General features: G+C 44.0%; 6 protein-coding genes. 5 read left to right on the top strand and 1 reads right to left on the bottom strand.

The annotated features are described in order from the left end of the window. Nucleotides 1–72: 72 nt before the first annotated feature. Nucleotides 73–1542 carry an exodeoxyribonuclease I gene (sbcB, locus tag ACJJI7_RS11535; RefSeq protein WP_282953620.1) on the bottom strand — a complete coding sequence of 490 codons (1470 nt, stop codon included), beginning with the start codon at nucleotides 1540–1542 and terminating at the stop codon, nucleotides 73–75. Nucleotides 1543–1659: 117 nt separating this feature from the next. On the opposite strand from sbcB, the gene argS reads away from it, so the two are divergent. The 5 genes from argS to ACJJI7_RS11510 all read left to right on the top strand — a co-directional run bounded on the left by argS (nucleotide 1660) and on the right by ACJJI7_RS11510 (nucleotide 22407). After that, complete coding sequence (argS, locus tag ACJJI7_RS11530) at nucleotides 1660–3396, top strand: arginine--tRNA ligase (RefSeq protein ID WP_282951478.1); 1737 nt, start codon at nucleotides 1660–1662, stop codon at nucleotides 3394–3396. A gap of 161 nt (nucleotides 3397–3557) precedes the next feature. Then, on the top strand, nucleotides 3558–4445 hold the full coding sequence (locus ACJJI7_RS11525; protein ID WP_353376899.1) for a dTDP-4-dehydrorhamnose reductase family protein: 888 nt from the start codon (nucleotides 3558–3560) through the stop codon (nucleotides 4443–4445). Nucleotides 4446–4621: 176 nt separating this feature from the next. Beyond that, the gene (locus ACJJI7_RS11520; protein ID WP_282951479.1) at nucleotides 4622–6100 is read left to right on the top strand and encodes a nucleoside hydrolase; all 1479 of its coding nucleotides are present in this window, start codon (nucleotides 4622–4624) and stop codon (nucleotides 6098–6100) included. A gap of 1484 nt (nucleotides 6101–7584) precedes the next feature. Then, nucleotides 7585–12666, top strand: a complete 5082-nt coding sequence (locus tag ACJJI7_RS11515) for a non-ribosomal peptide synthetase (protein ID WP_282951480.1) — start codon at nucleotides 7585–7587, stop codon at nucleotides 12664–12666. 3 nt (nucleotides 12667–12669) lie between these two features. Beyond that, nucleotides 12670–22407: a non-ribosomal peptide synthetase gene (locus ACJJI7_RS11510; RefSeq protein ID WP_444902111.1), complete on the top strand. Its 9738-nt coding sequence runs from the start codon at nucleotides 12670–12672 to the stop codon at nucleotides 22405–22407. The last annotated feature ends 10 nt before the right edge of the window (nucleotides 22408–22417 follow it).

Below are 22417 nucleotides of genomic sequence, written 5' to 3'. Positions count from 1 at the left end.
CGCGAGCGGCATTCTACTTGGGCACTGCAGCAGAGCCCAGAGGAAGAATAACCGCCGGCGTGATTCGACACATTAGGCGAGCAGGCTATCGCCCCAGTTTTCCAGCTCGGTAATCAGCGAGATCCGCTCCGGGTGCTGTACCCGTAAATCGGACAACTGGCGAAAATAATCTTCGAGCGTGATAGAAGCCCCAGCGGTAGGGTCAGTTAAACGCTGGAAACACCAGATCTGCCAACGCTGATGTTCCTCTTCAGACAGGGTCTCGGGAAAATTGCGCGCACGCATACGGAACAGCAGCTCAGGCAGGCGTTTGTCACTGAAAGGCACTTCACCAGCCAGCGCTTCGGGGCCTCGGGCAGCCAGCCCACGGTGGAGCTCACGGCAGATATCGCGGTCGGCATCACTGAGGAAACCACCGTATAAATCGGCCTCCACATCTTTCTTGGGAAACTCCCGATCCAGGAATACGCTGTGTAGCTTTTCAGTCAGGTCAACATCTTTGAGCTTCTGCCAATTCGCCTCGCAGGTTGCGCGGTCGATACCTAACTCAGTGGCGCGCTTGTCATCAAGCATATTTGCCGGGGCCAGAACCGGGCACTTGTTTAAATGCACCAACTTCAGACCCACAGGCAGTTCGCCCTCACCAAGCTGGTCACGGGCAGTGTAAAGGCGCTCGCGCAGGGTATCCGCATCCAAATTAAGCAACGGTTCGGGGTCCATCGCCAGATTGGCAACAATGACCGCATTGCGGTTAACTGGATGGCTGGCCAAAGGCATTACATAGGTCAAATGCCCGTGATTTGCAGACACTTTGCCGGAGATATGCAACAGCGGGCGACGCTCGCGCATATCAATCATCTTGGCAGCTTCCTGCTTGCGACGCAGGCGGAATACATAATCGTATAATTTCGGCTGCTGCTTACGGATCAGTCTCGCCATATCAATCGTGGCGTGCACATCCGACAGGGCATCGTGGGCACCCTCGTGGGCAATACCATTAGCAGCGGTCAACTCTTCCAGGCGAAAGGACGGCGCACCGTCTTCTCGGGCCGGCCATTGGATGCCCTGAGGACGCAGGGCGTATGTGAGTCGCACCATGTCGATAATATCCCAGCGACTGTTGCCGGAGCGCCACTCGCGCTCATAGGGATCTAACAGGTTGCGATACAGGGTGTAGCGGGTAACTTCGTCGTCAAAACGCAAACTGTTATAGCCCACCCCACAGGTGCCGGGCGCACCCAGCTCGGCGAGGATGCGCTGGATAAATTCTATTTCCGGCACGCCATTGGCCAGGGCCTTTTGCGGGCTGATTCCAGTCACCAGGCTCGCCATCGGCTGCGGCAGGCAGTCCACTGAGGGGCGGCAGTAAATCATCAACGGCTCGCCGACGATATTCAGCTCTTCGTCAGTCCTGATACCGGCAAACTGCGCCGGCTTGTCAGCCCCCGGGTCTGTACCCCAGGTTTCATAATCGTGCCAATAAAGTGTGGTAGAACTCACGGTACCTCCATAATTTGGCGGCATCATACCACTGAGCGCCATGCCGTCTGGACACTTGCATCCAGATTTAAACCTCTCTATAGCGAAGGTTGGTTGCAAAGCCGCCACCGCCCATTAAAATTCGGCGTTTCCACGAATTTAAGACAGCTATATCCCTCTATGAATATTCGCCAACTCCTCTCCGATAAATTCCAGGCCGCCATGCTCGCCGCCGGTACCCCCGAAGAATGCGGCCCCATCGTGGCACCTGCGAAAAAAGCCGGATTTGGCGACTATCAGGCCAACGGCGCTATGGGTGCAGCCAAGCGACTCGGTACCAACCCCCGCGAGCTGGCCAGCAAAATCCTGGAACATCTTGAAAAAGGCGATATGATCGAAAAGGTCGAGATCGCCGGTCCCGGCTTTATGAATATCCACCTGAGCGAGCAGTGGCTGAGCCAGCAGCTGTTGGCCGCGAATGGGGATCAGCGTTTGAATATCGCCGCTGTTGAAGAGCCGAAGAACGTAGTTATCGACTACTCCCACCCCAATCTGGCCAAAGAAATGCACGTGGGCCACCTGCGTACCACCATTATCGGTGATGCCCTGGCGCGTCTGCTGGAGTTCCAGGGCCACAAGGTTATCCGTCAAAACCATATGGGTGACTGGGGAACCCAGTTCGGTATGTTGTTGGCTCACCTGTCTGACAAGCTGGCGGATAGTGATGCAGAGGTGGCCTTAGCCGACCTGGAAGTATTCTACCGCGAAGCCAAAGTGCGCTTCGACGACGAAGAAGGCTTTGCCGACCGCGCCCGTGAATACGTCGTAAAGCTGCAAGGCGGCCACGAGCAGTGCCTGAAGCTTTGGAAGCAGTTTATCGATATATCTATCAGCCACTGTGAAGAAATCTACTCCAAGCTGAATGTCACCCTCAAACAGGAGGACGTTTACGCCGAGAGCCAGTACAACGACGATTTGCCGGTGCTGGTTAAAGAACTGCTGGATAACGGCATCGCCGTAGAAGACCAAGGTGCTATCGTAGTGTTCCTGGAAGAGATGGCCGACAAAGAGGGCAATCCCAGCCCGATGATTATTCAGAAGAAAGGCGGTGGTTACCTGTATGCTACCACCGACCTGGCAGCCATCCGCTATCGCGCCAACCAGCTCAAAGCCGACCGCATCCTCTACGTAGTAGATGCCCGTCAATCCCTGCACCTGCAGCAGGCTTTCGTCGCCTCACGCAAAGCTGGCTTCCTGCCGGAATCCGTTTCTCTTGAGCACTGCGCCTTTGGCACCATGATGGGCGATGACGGCAAACCTTTTAAAACCCGCACCGGTGGTACCGTAAAACTGGCAGCCCTGCTGGACGAAGCGGTGGAGCGGGCAGAGAAACTGGTAGCCGAGAAAAACCCTGAGCTGGATGAAAAAACCTGTGCGGAAATCGCGCGCAAAGTGGGCATCGGCGCAGTAAAGTATGCCGATCTGAGCAAAACCCGCACTAACGATTACATCTTCAGCTGGGAATCCATGCTCAGCTTTGAAGGCAACACAGCCCCCTACCTGCAGTATGCCTATACCCGTGTCCGCAGTATTTTCCGCAAGGCCGGTATTGAGCCGAGCGAACTCAAGGGCGACATCAGCCTGGAGAGCCCTCAAGAGCGCGCCCTGGCCATTAAACTAAGCCAATTTGGGGAAGTACTCGATCAGGTAGCCAAAGATACCTTTCCGCACGTACTCTGCACCTACTTGTACGAGCTGGCCAGTGCCTATATGAGTTTCTACGAAGCCTGCCCGGTACTGAAAAAAGGCGTCAGCGAAGAGCAGAAGCACAGCCGCCTTCAACTGTGTAACCTCGTCGCCAGCACTATTGCTACTGGCCTCGGTTTACTCGGCATTGAAGTGATGGAGCAAATGTAATTGGCTCCTGCCCGGCCACACCTCCAGCAAATATGCAGGTTGGCGAGCCGGGCAGCTCGAGCAGGTAAGCTTTCTCCGCTTCCTGCCCACCCATCCTGCATCATCAATTGCTCTATAAGGGTCACATTTCTCCCACTGGCCTGATTAAAGGAAAGTAACCCGTGAAAATCCTGATTACCGGCGCCTCCGGCCTATTAGGCCGCAGTGTATTTAAACAACTTTACAGCAACCCGGCTTTTACCGTAGCTGGTACCGCTTTTTCCCGCGTAGATGAAAACCTCATTCACCTGGACTTATCTGATAGCGACGCAGTAAAAACTTGCTTGCAAGAAATTAAGCCCGATGTCGTAATCCACTGTGCCGCCGAGCGCTGGCCAGACCGCTGTGCCGAAAACCCAGATACTGCCTGGCAACTGAATGTCAGCAGCACAGAGCTTTTGGCAAAACAATGTAGCGAAATCGATGCACAGTTAGTGTATATCAGCACCGACTATGTCTTTGATGGAACAGCGGCACCCTACAGTTCCGATGACATCCCCAATCCTGTAAATTTCTATGGCCGCAGCAAGCGAGCCGGAGAGGAAGCGGTACTGAAAAACGCTAACCATTGGGTATTAAGACTGCCCTGGCTGTTTGGACCCGTCGCCTATCTGGAGGAATCCGGTATTACTGCCCTTCTGGATACACTGAGAGAACAAAAACCGGTCACACTGGACCACTGGGCAGTTCGCTTTCCCACCAGTGTGGAGGAAGTAGCAGAAGTATTGGAGCAATGTCTGTTAAAAATTTGCTGTAACACCAAGTTTGAAGGCATTTATCAATGGAGCGGCGATACCGCCTGCACCCGCTATGAGCTCGCTCACATTATTGCCGAAGCCTGTGAATTAAGGGCCGATCATATCAGTGCAGATAGTGAACCCAATTTTTCTGTACCGCGCCCATACAATTGCCAACTGGATAAATCACGCCTTACAGACTTAGGCATTCAAGGTAAGGAACCATTACAGCAGCAGCTGGCTCGAAATTTAAAGCCATTTATTGGAAATTGATGTAGGCAGTTTTCAATTGGTTCAACAGGGATGTATCGCTGCCGATTAAAAATCGGCACCTCTTTTGCAATATCTCAATACATAAACCAAGAGTATTACAAAAGTGGCAACCGAATAGATCATGGAAGACCTATTGGGTTCCAGGATTAAACCACTCGAAGATTAGGGAAGAGCTGATGAAATTAAAACACTGGTTTTCTGCAGGGGCTTTGCTACTGGGCAGTCTTACCACACTCGCTTCTTGCAACGCAGACAGTGGCCACCACGGTAATAGGCCGTATCAGGCCAGCAAAAACGAAGATGCCCAATCCATTATTTGGATTGGCGACTTCAATAACTTTGACGATGCCGTGGCACTGATGCTGATTGCCAAAGACCCCCGCTATACCCTGGAACTGGCAGTCGTCGAAGACTCCTTCAATACTGTAGCGCATGGAGCCAATACGGTTTACAACATACTTGAGTGGCTGGGCAACAACGATACCAAAGTAATTCGCGGTGCCTACTTTGCCACTGAAGAGGTCGCCTACGGAGCTAATGGCAAGGCTTCCAGCACTCCGGTAAATGACGACAAAGCTGTAGCAGGCCGCGATGATTATCAGCTGCCTAACTCCTCGGATTTCACCACCGGCACCTGGAACCTGGAACGCCGCAACGCCATGGGGATTAACCTTTACGGCCAGTATGTGCCCGGCCCCTGGCGCGACAACGGCTCCACCCTGTATGGCACCGATCATCTAATCCCACGCGCAAAGCAGGCGCACTATCGCTACCAGGGCAACAATGGTGTTTCCTTTAATTTCGAGCTAGCTGAGGATATTATTCTTGACACCCTGGATAACCTGGAGAAGCCCCCAGTAGTTTTCAACACCGGCAAACTCACCACCCTGGCCCGGGTACTTGGCAAAGCCAACGAAGAGCAGCTGGATAAAATTGATCGCGTTATTATGATGGGTGGCGGCTTTGAAAATTACGAGCCATTTACTGCAGATCACGAGGCGGCCTGCTTTGGCGACAAATCTCGCAACCTGGGTGGCAATATTTTCTCCCACCCAAGCTTCGGCTGTGACAGCGACTTCAGTACCCACCAGGAATTCAATATTCTGCTCGACCCCTTGAGTGCACAGTGGGCCTTTGACGCCCTGAGCGAAAGTAATATTGAAACTTATCTGGTACCCACCAACTCTACCGATATGGCCAAGGTACAGGGCAGCACCATCGAAGCCCTGGCTAAACGCCGCGCAACGCCGGAAGCCTGTTACACGTCTCAACTTCTCAGCTCTATTCGTGAATTTGAAGGTGGAGATTTCCAAGGTAATGGTGACTTCGCTATGGATGCCGTCATCCGCCTGTGGGATATTATCGCCGCACTGGTACTGCTGGAGCCTGAAACTCTGGAGATGGACCTGGTACCTGGGTTTATCGAAGTAGACCAGCTAAATGCCGGCCTGGCCGACAGTATGACTCCCTACGACCCCATCACCTTCGACCCTACCGTGGGTAAAACCACAATTACTGAAAGCGGTGAAGGGCTGGAAGTTAATGTGGTTATGGGAATCAATCATGATGCCGCCCGTACAGCAATGATTGAGCGCCTGCGTGATGGCTTTAATAGTGCACGTAAGGGCCCTAGGTGCCGGGCTAAACTACACTAATCTAGATTGTCTTAATATTAAGGAACCTTTTAATTTAATGCAGAATAACTGCAAAAGCATTAAAAGGTCCTTTGCCTAGGCAAAACAATAGACCCAGCAATACTCCCTTACACCACACGATTTCATGAGATCAGGTATTTTTCCGAACTATAAATTAATAAACCCTGAAAATAGGGATACCCTTAGTAATATTTAATGCAAATACGAAAGACAATTTTTTCTTAGTCAAAAAATGTCCCGACAGAGCCGAGTATGCACCCACTTCTTCTCAAGCTCAACTTTAAAATTTCCATGTACTTTTAAGCGGCACAATTCAGAAGCTGTTTTCATTTTTAAATTCATCTAAGTAAACAAATAAACATCTTTGCCTTTGGACTTTTCACTACGACCAGATCTGTCTAAAAATTAGGCTATTCAGTCTCATTTAGTGTGACTATGCAGGAAAGCCCACATCATCCGTTATTGAGACATTGCATTATCACTATCGAAGAATTCGAGAAAGCCTTCTACTTATCCAAATTGCTCAATTCGATAAAGTCGAAAAAGACCAACCTAAAAAATAGGTACCAACAATCAACAAGGACTTGAGGGGAAAATTTTTCAGAATACGATATTCAATACCTTTCTAGCAATAGTTAGCACAGATTGTTCATCGAAAATGATCCACTATCACTAAACTGAAAAGATTTAAGCAAGCCTACACAGTGAATGCGCAATGAATCACCCATTAAATAGTATTATCAAACCCACATCTATATGGGTAAAAAGGATATATACATATTTAAAACCGCCAGATGAAACATTTCATGTCACCTGATAATGATACAACCCTCTACAACTTATAACGCATGAAGTCATAACCATACAAAAAGTACGATTTGTACCGCTATTCATAAATGTACCAACAAACAAATAATCATTAATAAATTCGACATAAATTCATTCAATGTATTTTGCCGTTGATACGCAGAATTATTTCTGATAACGTCCTGGCGCAGGATTGTAGTGACAGATAAACATGGAAGTCGGCACTATGAAAAATGTATATTACCATCAACGCCTAGCTCTATTTATTACTTCACTCTTATCTCACTTTAAACAAACAAGAGATAAGCAGCCTCAAATTAAACAACGACTTTCGCTTCAAATTATTTATTTTAAATTATTTGAAAAACTATCTTTTGTTGGCGCACGCCTCTCATATTCGATATTAATTTACTTAGCCCCACCCAAAGTATCTACCGCCCCGTCCATCAAGAGATGGAAATCTTAGCCTATTAGGCAATAAGCAATTATAGATCCATGGGGCTTATCAGACCTGATCGATCATATACGCCATATAGAAAGTCATAAAACTGCCATATTTATAATATTTGAAAGTCATTAAAAAAGAGTACAAACCGGATAAAGCACCCGAGCTTAAACCTCTCAATATTTACAATTAATACAAATTTAATTCAAAAAATAATAATGGAGTACTGATAATGGAAATCAATGAAATATTTAATTCACCAAAAATTCACAGCGAGAATTTCAATTCAAAAGCCCAGTCGGTCTATAGCTGTTTCGAAAAGCAAATCAGTATAAATCCAAATAAAACAGCTCTTGTACATCAAGGAATAAGTATTAGTTATCAAGAACTTGATAAGCGTTCAAAGTCACTTTCGACTCTAATCAGTCAGACGCTGGCTAAAGAAGAAAACTCAGAGGAAAATCTGGTTGCACTGTATTTAGATCGAAGCTTGGACATGATAATAGCCATGTTGGCAGTAATAAAGGCCGGAGCTGCCTATGTTCCAATCTCTACAGAGTATCCACGAGAGAGAGCTTTATATATTTTTCAGGATACCAAAACCAGAGTGGTTGTAACTCAAACTCATCATGATGCTCAGCTGACGAGCTGGCTCAACTCATCTCATAACCAGCCAACTTTACTCTTTTCCGACACTAAAGATACTACTGAACCCGACCCTTCAATAGGTGAAGCTAAGAAGAACTGCCTTAATGATCTTGCCTATGTACTCTACACCTCTGGAACAACAGGCAACCCTAAAGGGGTCATGATCACTCATCAGAATATCCTTCATCTCGCTTCGGCTCAAATTGAAAGGTTTTCACTAGCTAATTATCAAAGGACATTACAGTTTGCATCTTATGTTTTTGATGCCAGTGTATTTGAGATATTTGCCAGTCTATTTTTGGGGCAAACGATTTATATTGCTAGCGAGGAGGAACGTAAAGATCACAATAAACTTGCGATCCTAATCCGAGACAATCAAATACAGTTTGCCACTTTACCACCATCATTATTAGCGTTATTACCTGAAGAAAAACTTCACTCCTTGCAAAGTATTGTTGTTGCTGGTGAAGCACCGGCACTAGATATGATGCAAAAGCTCAACAGGCAAAGCAAAATTTTCAATGCCTATGGACCGACAGAGACTACTGTTTGCGCGACCGCACACCTTTTTACACATGGGGATTCAGCAAATAATATCGGCAAAGTGTTAAAGAATACCGAAGCCTGGGTGTTAGATAGTAATTTACAGCAGGTGGCCATCGGAGATATTGGAGAACTATATCTTGGCGGTACAGGCATTGCTCGTGGCTACTGGAGAAAACCAGAATTAACAGCCGAAAAATTTATCAGCGGTAGTTTACTACCATCGGAAATTAGTCGCGACGGTTATAAACGCATATACCAAACAGGAGATTTAGTTCGACGCCTCCAAGGAGACGAATTTGAGTTTATAGGCAGGAATGACTCGCAAGTAAAAATACGAGGCCACCGAATAGAGCTTTCGGAAATTGAAAATTGCCTAAAAACTCTAAATGGCATTGCCTTGGCATGTGTACTTGTAAGCGATACAGGAAACAAACAATCGTTGCATGCATATGCAGTACTCAAGCGAGAAGTCTCGTTGGATATACAACAGCTCGCATCACACCTAAAGGCACATTTGCCACTTCACATGGTACCTGAGCATTTTCATATTCTACCTGAGCTTCCGCTGACAGAGAATGGAAAAATAGATAAATCGATTTTATTATCGATGGCAACACACGACACATCTGCGATGGTGGATGTGAATCTTAATTCTGAACAGGCGACGTTTCTAGCCTGGATAAATGAATACACAGCGTTACCTTTGGCATGGAAAGAAGACTTCTTTGCCGCTGGTGGCGACTCAATCTCAGCCATTCGATTATGCTCAAAACTCGCCAGAGAAATATCTGTAAATATTCCAGTTGAGTTAATTTATACAGAGCGCACACCTGAAAATATCTGGCAGGAATTACCTCGCTGCCAGCAAAGTTTCAGTATCACTACCAGGGATAATAAATATCGGACTATTTCACCTTTATCCTCTCAGCAGCGAGCCATATGGTTTTTGACAAAATCCAACCCAGGAAATAGAGCATATCATGCAAAGAGCAAGTTGATTCTAAAAGGTGAAATCGATCCAGACATTCTTGCTCACTCTATCCAGGATGTAGTCGATGCACATGAGATTTACCGAAGCTCCTATTCTTTGGAAGAACCCTGCCAATACATCCATGAAAACTACCAGGTTGAGTTAGCCAGATATGATTTTAGCTCCATGAATTATCAACAGGCTCAACAGCAGGTTGACTATTTAATAGCAGAAGGTCTGAATCAGGTATTCGACATTACCCAACTACCTTTGGTACGCTGGGGATTAGTAAAATTAACAGACAAAGAACATATTCTTATTCACATTGAATACCACCTTGTCCATGATGGCTGGTCCTCGAATATATTTCTGGAGCATTTATTCTCCTGCTATCAGCAAAGGCTCGAGGGCAGAAAAAATATAACTCTTAATCATGTTGGGCAGTACGCCGACTTTGCTGTTTTTCAAAACAACTGGCTAACGAGCGAAGCAGCTGAAAAACAGAAGCTATTCTGGTATGAAAAGCTCAAAGATGCCCCAACTAAAATAAATTTACCTCAGACCGCCACGGGAGATTTAAAGGGAGGAGACACTAAAAAAATGAAGATCCCTCGGAATTTCTGGCATAAGATACAAAATTATTGTCAGAAACAGGGAGTAACGCCTTTTTCCTTTATGTTGGCGGCCGTCAACTTAGTATTATCCCGGTACTCCGGCGATACCGATATTTGCGTCGGCACTGGCACTGCGAACCGTAATTATCAAGGAGTAGAGAACACTATCGGAATGATGGTGGCAACCAATGTTGCGAGAATAAAACAGAACTCAAAACAAGAAATCAATGATTTTATTCATACATGTTTTGATACGACACAAGAAATACAAAAAAATCAGGAACTTCCATTTGAAACTGTAGTTGATTTGGTAAACCCTGAACGTATTAAAGGATTAAATCCGTTATTTCAGGTCTGTTTTAGTTTTCATGATTCTCCATTACCCAAAATGACATTGCCTGGCATCTCAGAGATGCAATTGGTCGAAGCCATCGGCAGCAAATCTGCAAAGTTCGATTTAAATATTGTGGTTATACCCAGGATCGGGCAGGAAGGTAGTGGCGATCCTGTTACCGTACTATGGGAGTTCAATCAGGAACGACATGCCCCTTGGTTTATTCAGAATATGATGGCCTCATTTAAGTCAGTAATGACCCAAATCCTGCAGGGGGATGCCAGTAAAATATCAGATTTGGTTATAGCTGATGCTAAACTGAATCAACAGATTGCCAGATGGAATAATACCGATACCGAATATTCAGCGAGCAGAACTTTGGTTGAATTATTTGAATCCCAGGTAAGTAAAGCCCCCAAAAATACAGCTCTGGTGTATCAGGATAGTGTTATCAGCTATCAGGAGCTTAATAAGAAGGCTAATCAACTTGCCCAGGTTATTCTCACTCAGTATCGAGCTCAAACCGGCCATGAGTTAATACCAGATACAATAGTAGCGCTGTATTTAGATCGCAGCCTGGACATGATTATTAGTATGTTAGCCGTTTTAAAAGTTGGCGGAGCCTATTTACCCATCTCTCCAGAATACCCAGAGCAACGTACTCAATTTATTTTTAAAGACAGTCAAGCTCCGATTATTCTAACGCAACGGCACCACTTTACTGCGATTGATAAAAAACTATCAGAATTTAAAAATATTCCATTACTTATTTCTGTTGACATACCTGAATTGCTACTCACTCAATCGTCAGCATCTCCCGCTATTAAGCTAGATTCCAAAGCTCTTGCATATGTGATTTACACCTCCGGCACTACAGGAAAACCCAAGGGGGTGATGATAGAGCACCAAAGTGTAGTAAATCTGGCTCAATACATGATCAAAAGTCATCAGTTGAATACTGAAAAACGGATCTTGCAGTTCTCCAACTATGTTTTTGATGCCAGTGTTTTTGAAATATTTCCAGCACTTTTATCTGGCTCGGAACTCCATATTGCCTCGGATGAATGTAGAGTTGAGAGTGAAAGGCTAATTTCATATATCAATGAGAATAATATTAACCAGGCATTTATTCCAACTGCAATACTCAATGAAATTGCGAAAGAACTAAGGAATTCCACATTAACATTAGTTCACACAGGTGGTGACAATTTAAGTCCATTAGCAGTATTACCTGCCGAGTTCACATTTAATGAATATGGCCCGACAGAAGCCACGGTATGTGTGACACAGCAAAAAATAGAGAAACCTGACCAAATAAACATAGGAAAACCAATCGATAATGTGAGGCTTTATGTATTAAATGAACATGGACATTATTCACCTGTTGGTGTTATTGGCGAATTATATATAGGTGGAGCTTGCCTGGCTCGCGGATATTTAAATAGAGAAACCTTAACGCAACAACGATTTATTCCCAACTATTTTGCAACACAGGAAGATCTGGATAAAGGTTACGATAGATTATATAAAACTGGTGATTTAGTCCGCTGGTTACCTGACGGTTCTCTAGAGTATTTTGGCCGAAACGACAGCCAAATAAAAATCCGTGGTTATCGAATAGAAACAAGTGAAATCGAAAACACCTTGTGCACTCACCCTGAAATAAAGCAGGCAGTTGTTATTAAACGGGAGTTAAAGGGTAATCAAGTCTTGGCAGCCTATTTGGTTTCAACACATGATGTAGTATTGGATTGCGACGCAATAAAGTCATTTCTACAATCGAGCCTACCCAATTATATGGTACCTGATTCATATAATTTAATAGATGTCATCCCCCTTAATATCAATGGCAAATTTGATCCCAATCTGTTACCTGAGCCAGAACTGGTCACGCAGCATAATTACGAAGCGCCAAGAAATGAGCTTGAACGACATTTATGTACAGTTTGGCAAGAAGTCTTGAAGCTGGACAAGGTCGGGATTGAGGATAACTTCTTCCGTATCGGTGGCAACTCCATCAATGCAGTAAAGCTCACAGCTGTCAGCCGAAAGTTAAGCGGGATAGATATTCCCTTACGCCTACTATTAGAGCACAGCACCATTGCCAGATTAGCACTTGCATTAAAAAACCAGCAAAGCATGGTCATTCCCAAGCTGGCTGATAAGCCTACGGCTAATAATCAGTTTGTAATGGAGATTTAGTTGATGTTGGCGTTATTAAAAGAACTCAAGAAAAATAAACTGGCTGTATGGGTCAGTGGAGATATTCTTAAATTGGCAAGTAGCGGTGATGAAATACCGCAAGAACTACTAACACGATTGAAAGCAGAAAAGTCTCAGTTAGTTAAGTATTTACAAAAAAGAGAAATTGACTCACAGAAAAAGTTTTCCAAGCTTGAGGAACTCATACAATACCGCCTGTCTTTTGCTCAGGAGCGACTATTATTTATTGAACGTTTACAGCCTGAAACCTGTGCATATCACATTCCATATTTAGTGCAATTGAACCAAGATGCCCGATTAGATATTCTACAAAGTGCTTTTACACATTTGGCAATACGCCATCCCGTGCTCAATTCAGTCTATATTGAGTCTGATAACCGGAATATCAGCCAGATATTATCTGACCCTGTTAAAATTTCGACAAACCAATTAAGCACAGAAGAAAAGTTACTACCGGCGGTAAAAGATGAGATAGTGCGTCCCTTCGATCTGTCGCAAGATCCACCAATGCGCCTGAAATATTATGAGGTCAATAAAAAGCTGTATTTGCTAATTATGTGGCATCATATTGCGTTTGATGGCTGGTCAATGGATATTTTCTTACGGGAATTATCTAGCATCTACCAGTCTCTACTTAACAGTCAGGAAGTACGCTTACCAGACCTATCTATCCAATATAGCGATTATGCCCAATGGCAGAGGGATTACCTAAATGGAGAGAATCTCTCCAAGCTAAAGTCTTTCTGGCATAATACCTTATGCGGTTATGAACTTTTAGTTTTACCAACAGATCGCCCTCGCCCCAAAAAAATGGATTACCGAGGAAAAAATACCTACTTTACGTTAGAGACTGGACTATCCCTGAAATTGCGGCACTATGCCCAAACAAGGGAAACTACTCTATATACCGTCCTCCTCAGTGCTTTTTTTGCAACACTGTCTAGCCTATCAGGGCAAGAAGATATCCTGATAGGTACTCCGTCAGATAATCGTCATCATGCCCAGACCCAAGACGTAATTGGCTTTTTTGTCAACTCACTGGCGCTACGATTAAAGTTAAATGCAGATATAACAGCTGATGAATTAATCAGGCAAGTACATCAGGTAGTCTCTGCGGCTAAAACTCACCAAGATCTACCATTTGAGTCTCTCATTGATACACTGGAAGTGGAAAGGGATTTGTCCCGCCATCCATTGTTTCAGGTAATGTTTACGGTACAAAATTTTGGTTTGACAAACCTATATGAATTGCCGTTTACCCAGGTAGAAACAGATCCTCAAAATCCATTATATTCGCCTGCAAAAGCGGATTTACGCCTAACTCTCGATGACAGTGGGAACCAGATAAAAGGTATATTTAGTTATGCCGTAAGTCTATTTGATGAAGACAGCATTATTCATATCGGTAGAGTCTATCAAAAAATTTTGGTACAGATGCTGGAGCAGCCCTCACGATCTATCAATACTTTTGATAGTTTGTCAGATAGGGATCGCCAAAAAGTTTTAATTGATTGGAATCAGACAAGCTCACCTGGTGGTAATGAGCTAAGCTTATCACATCTATTTGAAACTCAAGCCCTAATAAATCATGATTCAATCGCGGTTAGTTTTGAAGAAAAACAATTAACTTACCAAGAGTTGAATGAAAAAGCTAATCAGTTAGCAAGAGCAATACAGCATAACTATCAAAATAAACACGGAGATACGATAAGACCTGATACTATCGTTGCCCTATATTTTGAGCAAAGCCTGGAAATGGTAATAGGGATATTAGCTGTGCTAAAAGCCGGCGCAGCTTACCTGCCCCTTGCCTGTGATGCACCTCAAAAACGTCTGAAATTTCAATTAGAAGACAGTAATTCTGCTCTGGTATTAAGTCAAAGTTTCAAGCTAGATAAACTCCGCTCTTTACTCGAGGAAATCCCTACCCCACCTTTATTGCTTGCAGTAGATAACCAAGTAGAAACTGCGCCGTATTCTATCGAAAACCTAAGTCATGGTCCGCAAGGAAACAACCTGGCGTATCTAATCTATACCTCAGGCACAAGCGGTACTCCTAAAGGAGTAATGGTAGAGCATAAATCCGTTGTTAATCTAATTAAAGCACAAAGCGAAGCATTTAATTTTGACAATCAAGAACGTGTACTTTGGCTGCTGTCTTATGTTTTTGACGCTTCAGTTGAGCCCTTTTATTTGGCTCTGTTGAATGGTGGGAGGTTGATATTACCCGAAAGAGGAATATTAAAACAACCGGAAAAAATCATCGGCTTATTAGCCAAACATCAGGTTACACACTTGGTAGCATCTCCTGCTCATTTGTTGACTTTAGGTGATATCAAAAACAAACAGCAAATAAAAAGAGTGGTATTTGGCGGTGAATCTTGTTCACCGGAGTTGGTAAATATTTGGAAAGACAAGCTTATTAATGAATACGGACCAACTGAAGCTACGGTAACAGCCATTCAAAGCCTGAACTTTTATCAGCAAAATAATAATCGATGTATAGGGCGCCCTATCAATAATGTTAAGGCTTACGTACTTAATAAAAAAGGTTATCCGGTACCCATCGGGGCTCCAGGGGAATTATATATCGGTGGAGCAGGAGTCGCCCGAGGCTATCTCAACCAGGAAGCACTGACAGCACAGAGTTTTATCGATAACCCTTTTGCCAATAATGAAGATAAAAGCAGGGGGTATGATCGCCTATATAAAACCGGCGATTTGGTGCGCTGGTTACCCAGCGGAAACTTGGAATATCTGGAACGCATAGGACAGCAGGTTAAAATTCGGGGTTACCGAATTGAGTTAGGAGAAATCGAAACTGCGCTCACCAACATAGAAGCGGTAAAGCAGGCACTGGTGACAACTTATCATCATCAGGGTAGTACCTTACTGATAGCCTATATAGTACCTCTTCTAGCACAAGATATTTCATCAGAAGCCTTGCGGAAGACATTGGCTCTTAGCTTACCTGAGTATATGTTACCGGAGAGCTATGCTTGCTTGGATCAGATCCCGCTAACCACCAACGGTAAGGTAGACTATTGTGCTTTACCCACCCCAGAACTAATTTCTAAGGATAACTACCTTGCACCCCGAACCGAACTAGAAAGTCAGATGTGTCAGATCTGGCAACGTGTACTGGGGCTGAAACAAGTAGGCGTTAAGGATGATTTTTTCCGTATAGGTGGCCATTCAATCAATGCAGTGAAACTAATTGCTACTATTCGCCAAGAACTGGCTATAGAAGTTTCACTGGAAGATTTGTTCGAACAAAAAAATATAGCCACTCTGATTTCAGGATTAAAAAGACAGGAACTCTTGACAATCCCACGCTCAAACGCAACCACATTTCCACTGTCTTTCGCTCAGGAAAGACTGCTATTTATTGAACAATTTGAATCCGGAAGCAGTGCTTACCATATACCTTATTTTACCCGGCTAAAGCCAAAGACATCGCTGGACAAGCTTGAACAAGCACTAAACGCTGTGATTCGTAGGCATACTGTGCTTAACAGCATCTATTATACCGATAACAAGGGGATTAGTCGGCAAGAAATGCTCTCTACTCCTGTCACTTTACAAATGCATAAGGCTGCGGATAAAAAACAATTAACGCTCTTAATTAGAAAAGAGTGTATGCGTTCTTTTGACCTTGAAAAGGAAGGGGCAATTCGACTTCATATATATCAATTAGGGGAAGTGGATTATCTACTGATACTCTGGCACCACATCGCCTTTGATGGCTGGTCTAGCGGGATTTTCATTAAAGAGCTTTCAGAAATTTACCAAGCCATATGTCAAAAGCGAGAAGCTCACCTACCCGAACTGGATATTCAATATCGTGATTATGCTGCCTGGCAACACGACTATCTGCAAGGAGAGCAGCAAAAGAAGCAGCTACAGTATTGGCAACAACGTTTGTCCGGATATGAACCTTTGGCTTTACCACTTGATTACCCCAGACCCACAGTGGCTGATCACCGAGGTAAATACTATCGGTTCACTCTAGGTAGTCAAATCTCAGCACAGTTACGAACATTAGCAAGAGATCAAGGAACCTCCCTATACACGGTACTTCTTAGTGGATTCTACCTATGCCTGACAACCCTGTCTGGGCAAGAAGATATTTTAGTGGGCACACCGTCAGATAATCGTCATCATGTCCAGACTCAAAATTTGATCGGTTTTTTTGTTAACCCCCTGGCTCTGCGTGTTGTAATCAAGCCCGAAATGTCGATAAAAGAACTACTCGCTACAGTGCACCAGATCGTAACTTCGGCCAAAGTACACCAGGAGTTCCCATTCGAGCGTCTAGTGGAAGAGCTGAAGATAGAGCGAGATAGTTCTCGCCACCCTTTATTCCAGGTAATGTTTGGTCTACAGAATAATGGGCAGGAAATCAGTGATTCCGAAAAATTACCTTTCATTCCTGAAAAATTAGTTGATGAAAGCAACTTATATGTACCGGCAAAATTTGATCTAAGTTTATCCCTAAATGATTGTGGCGATGAAATTACAGCGGGGTTTAACTATGCGGTAAGTCTTTTTGATAAAGAATCCATAGTGCGTATATCCAGCCTTTACCAAAGAATGCTTTCCGGTCTCCTTTCTCGGCCAGACCTTCCGATAGCACAAATAGAAAAGCTAAGTGCAGCTGATCGGCAGAAAACGTTGTACCAGTGGAATGATACCCAGGTTAATTATCCCGACAGAGACACTATACATGGATTATTTGAACAACAGGTCAGGCAGACACCTGATCGTATTGCCCTGGTTTTTGAGCAATACAGATTTAGCTATCGGGAGCTTAATCAAAAGTCCAACCGTCTTGCACGTGCGCTTTTAGATAAATATAGGGCCAGCGCCGCAGGGACAATACAACCCAACACTCTAGTAGGATTATGTTTTCAACGTAGTGCAGATATGGTGGTTGCCATTTTGGCTGTGCTGAAAGCTGGAGCTGCCTATGTGCCAATTGCTCCAGACCTCCCTCAAGCACGTATCAAATTTATGCTGGAAGATGCCCAAGTCTCGTTAGTAATGAGTGATAAGCAGAGCTTATCGGCACTACCTGCATCTGACGCTGGCGAGTACCAGGCTCCATCAACTCTGGTAGTTGATGATGATAAGGGAATCGCCGAATATCATTACGATAATTTACCAGAAACATCAAGTAGCAATCATCTTGCCTATGTGATTTATACCTCAGGGACAACAGGTAAGCCTAAAGGCGTTTTAGTGCCACATAATGCAGTAGCAGCCTTTGCTTGTAATAATCGTTATTTGGAAGCCTCCAGGGTGACCAATATAGCCAGTTTGTCCTCCTATGCTTTTGATGGTTTCATATTTGACTTATTTTACAGTGTTCTTAATGGCTGTAGTATGCATCTCGCTACGCAGGACGTAATCCAATCTCCTATACACTTAATAAATTATCTAAATAGCCATCATATTGATTCATTTTTTATCACAACAGCATTACTGAGTGTCTTGGCCAAAGAGAATCTGTTAAACGGGTTGAAGGTAAAAAATATTTTGTTTGGTGGAGAAAAGGCCAATGCTGGAACTTTTCACCAGCTAGTTAACGACCACCCTAAAATTTCGTTCACACATGTTTATGGCCCTACTGAAACGGTTGTTTTTGCTACTGCTTGTCACTTGAATACCAAGATGAGAAAACTGCCTATTGGCAGTCCACTGTATAATAAGAAATTGTATGTTTTAGATAAAAGTGGCCAGCTGTCGCCTGTCGGGACTTCCGGGGAACTATATATTGGCGGTGCAGGTATTGCTCACGGCTACCTTAATCAGAAAGAGCTGACAGCTAAGAGCTTTATTAATAATCCTTATGCCAGTGATGAAGATAGAGAAAGGGGACATGACCGGCTATATAAAACCGGGGATTTGGTTCGCTGGTTACCAGATGGAAATTTAGAGTACCTTGGGCGCATTGGTAAGCAGGTTAAGATACGGGGCTACCGGATCGAATTAGGAGAAATCGAGTCAGCCCTACATGAAATTGACGTAGTAAAACAGGCACTAGTGACTACTTTTCACCATGAAGAAAATGCAATATTAGTTGCTTATATAGTACCTGGGTCAAGAGAGAAAACTTCACCGGAAACCATAAAGCAAACTCTATCCATTAATTTACCGGGATACATGGTCCCTGAAAGCTATATTTTTCTAGAAAAGTTGCCATTAACCCCTAATGGAAAACTGGATTATCGTGCGTTACCAAATCCACAATTGATTATAGATGATAACTATCTCCCTCCCCGCACCAATCTTGAACAAAATCTCTGCCTGATCTGGCAGCAGATATTGGGACTTGATCGTGTAGGTATTGCGGATGACTTTTTTCGAATCGGTGGACATTCTATCAATGCGGTACAACTCATAGCTACCATTCGCAGGGAATTAGGTATTGAACTTCCCCTAGCAACTCTGTTTGAGAAAAAAAATATTGCTGCCCTCTCCAAAGGGCTTGAGGAGAAGCCTCTACTAAGAATTCCTTCAGTAAAAGTCGGCCCTTATCCCCTGTCTTTTTCACAGGAACGTTTATTCTTTATCGAGAAATTCGACTCCGGAGCAAGTACATATCATATTCCCTACTTAGTCAGGCTCAAGCCGCAGGCATCGCTGAATAATATTGAACGGGCAATATGTGAGGTAGTACGACGTCATACTGTACTCAACAGTATCTATTACACTGACAAACATGGTGTCAGCCTACAAGAAGTTCAGCCCAGGGAGATAAAAATAAACAAGCACCAGCTTAATGATGAAGCTCAATTGAAGGCTGCCCTGCTAAGGGAAAATAATCACCCTTTTGATCTAAACCATGAGGGTGCCGTCCGCTTACATATGTACCAGTTAGGAAAACAACGATACTTGTTGATTCTTTGGCATCATATTGCTTTTGATGGCTGGTCTACTGGCATTTTCATTAAAGAATTTTCACAAATCTATCATGCTATTTGTGAGGGGCAGCAAGCATCATTACCGTCGCTGGAAATTCAATATCATGATTATGCTGTTTGGCAACGAGCCCATCTCAAAGGTGAGACACTGGAAAATCTGCTGAATTACTGGCAAAAAACGTTGTCCGGTTATGAACCCTTGGCACTGCCACTAGATCATCCACGGCCGCCAAAGGCTGATCAAAGAGGTAAGCACTATCACTTTATCCTAGACAGAAATATGTCAGCGCAGTTACGCGCTTTTGCAAGAGCTGAAGGTACTACCTTATATACCCTATTACTAACTGGGTTTTATCTTTGCCTCGCAACCTTATCCGGGCAGGAAGATATTCTTGTAGGCACACCCTCAGATAATCGTCACCATGCCCAAACTCAAGACTTGATTGGATTTTTCGTGAACACTCTAGTATTGAGAACTATTCTTGATACTAAAATGACTGTAAAGGATTTGATAGCCCAGGTGCATCAGACCGTTACTCAGGCTAAAGTGCATCAGGAACTGCCTTTTGAACGCCTGCTCGAGGCACTTGATGTTGAACGTGATACCTCGCGCCACCCACTTTTCCAAGTCATGTTCGGCGTACAGAGCTTTGTTCAGAAAGAAAATGCTAATGAAAATTTTCCTTTTTTACCCTCTGAACTTGATGGAGAAACTTCTCTTTATTCACCGGCAATTTTCGATTTAAGCCTATTTTTAAATGATGGTAGTGAGGAAATTACTGCAACTTTTAATTATGCAATCAGCCTTTTTGATGAAAATACCATTATTCGCATTGCCAACCTGTATCAACACCTACTCACAAGTTTGTTGGCAACACCGAAGTTATGTATAGATCAGATTGACCGAGTTAGTGAAACTGAACGTCAACTAATCCTGGGTCAGTGGAATAATACTAGAATTGACTTCCCTGAGGGGCAAACCTTACATGGTTTATTTGAACAGCAAGCCCTGCAAACGCCAAATAACATTTCACTGATCTTTGAACAGCAGCGGATTACTTATCGTCAACTTAATGAAAGGGCCAACCGCCTGGCCCGTATCCTATCAAAACAATATCAATCAGCCTACGGGCAATCGATAATTCCAGATACCCTTATTTCACTATATTTCGAACGCGGTATCGATATGGTCATTGCTATTTTAGCAGTACTAAAAGCCGGTGGAGCTTATTTGCCGCTTTCTCCTGATTATCCCGAGCAGCGCCTGCGTTATATCATATCTGACAGTCAATGCCCGATGATCCTGACAGGAGAGAGTATTGAGGATAAACTCCGAAAAATCATCGGTCTTGAACGTCAAGAATTCATATTCTGTGTAACCCAAGAGTTACTTCTGAATGAAGCAATAAGTGGAGAAAATTTACCTGCGCTGACATCACCATCCGACCTGGCTTATGTGATTTATACATCCGGTACCACTGGCATGCCTAAAGGTGTGATGATTGAGCATCGTAGTTGCGTAAATTTGATGCAGCATAATATAAAAGCGTATGAGATTTCTTCTGATGAGTCTCTGTTATTACTGGCTAACTACACTTTTGATGCCTCAATAGAGCAAATATTTATCGCATTGCTTAGTAGTTCGCGGCTAGTAATTACCAGTGAAGCCGATATCCAGTCTTTTAGCCATCTTGAGCAGTTGATTGAGCAAGAGTCCATTACTCACCTGGATGCACCATCCAGTCTCCTACTGGCATTGGAGCTTGGGGAAAAGCATGGCTTGAAGCGAGTCATCTCGGGTGGCGAAGTGACCTCAACCAAGCTGGCCGGTGATTTGGGGGATAAACTCATTAATGTCTACGGACCTACAGAAGCGACTATCAGTAGCCATCAATATCATTGTCCACCTCAATCAGAAGACAACCAGATCCCCATAGGCAGGGCCATCGCCAATAACAAAAGCTATGTCCTCGATAAATCAGGTCAGTTATTAGGAATAGGGGCCGTTGGTGAGTTGCACATAGGCGGAGCCGGCCTTGCCCGGGGCTATTTGAACCAACCTCAACTGACAGCAGAGCGTTTTATAAAAAACCCCTTTGCCAGCGAGGAAGATAAAGCCAGAGGTTATACCAGACTTTACAAAACTGGCGATCTGGTCAGATGGTTACCCAGCGGTGAGCTGGATTATATCGGTCGCAATGACTTACAAGTCAAAATTAGAGGTTTCCGTATTGAGTTAGGTGAAGTCGAAGCGGCTTTAAATGACCTGGAAGGAGTTAAGCAAGCGGTAGTAACGGATCATGAATATCAAAATCAAAAATACTTGGCAGCCTATTTAGTACCAGATTCCGAGGAATCCAAAGATCTTGATCTATTAAAAGCTACATTAACATCGGTATTGCCCGACTATATGATTCCGACAAGCTTTAACTGGATTGATAAAGTACCTGTCAATTTAAGCGGTAAACTGGATAAAAAATCCTTGCCAAATCCCAAACTTGTTTCCCAGACTGATTATCTGGCACCACGTACGCAACTTGAACGCCAGTTATGCGAGGTTTGGCAACAAGTCTTGGGATTGGACCAGGTTGGTATCCGCGATAACTACTTTAGTATCGGAGGAGATTCAATCAAAGCCATCAGTCTTGGGGCCAAAAGTCGCCAGATAATTGGTATAGACATCCCACTAGCAATGTTATTTGCAAATCAAACGATTGAAAAATTAAGTACTTCGTTACAGCAAGACGCAGCATCAAACCAGGACGAAACTCAAGAATTTGAGATGGTCTTATAGGGATAATAAA

The sequence above is a fragment of the Microbulbifer variabilis genome (genome assembly GCF_056232115.1).
Note: the sequence above shows the minus strand (reverse complement) of the source record. Positions and strands in the feature narration are given on the sequence as shown.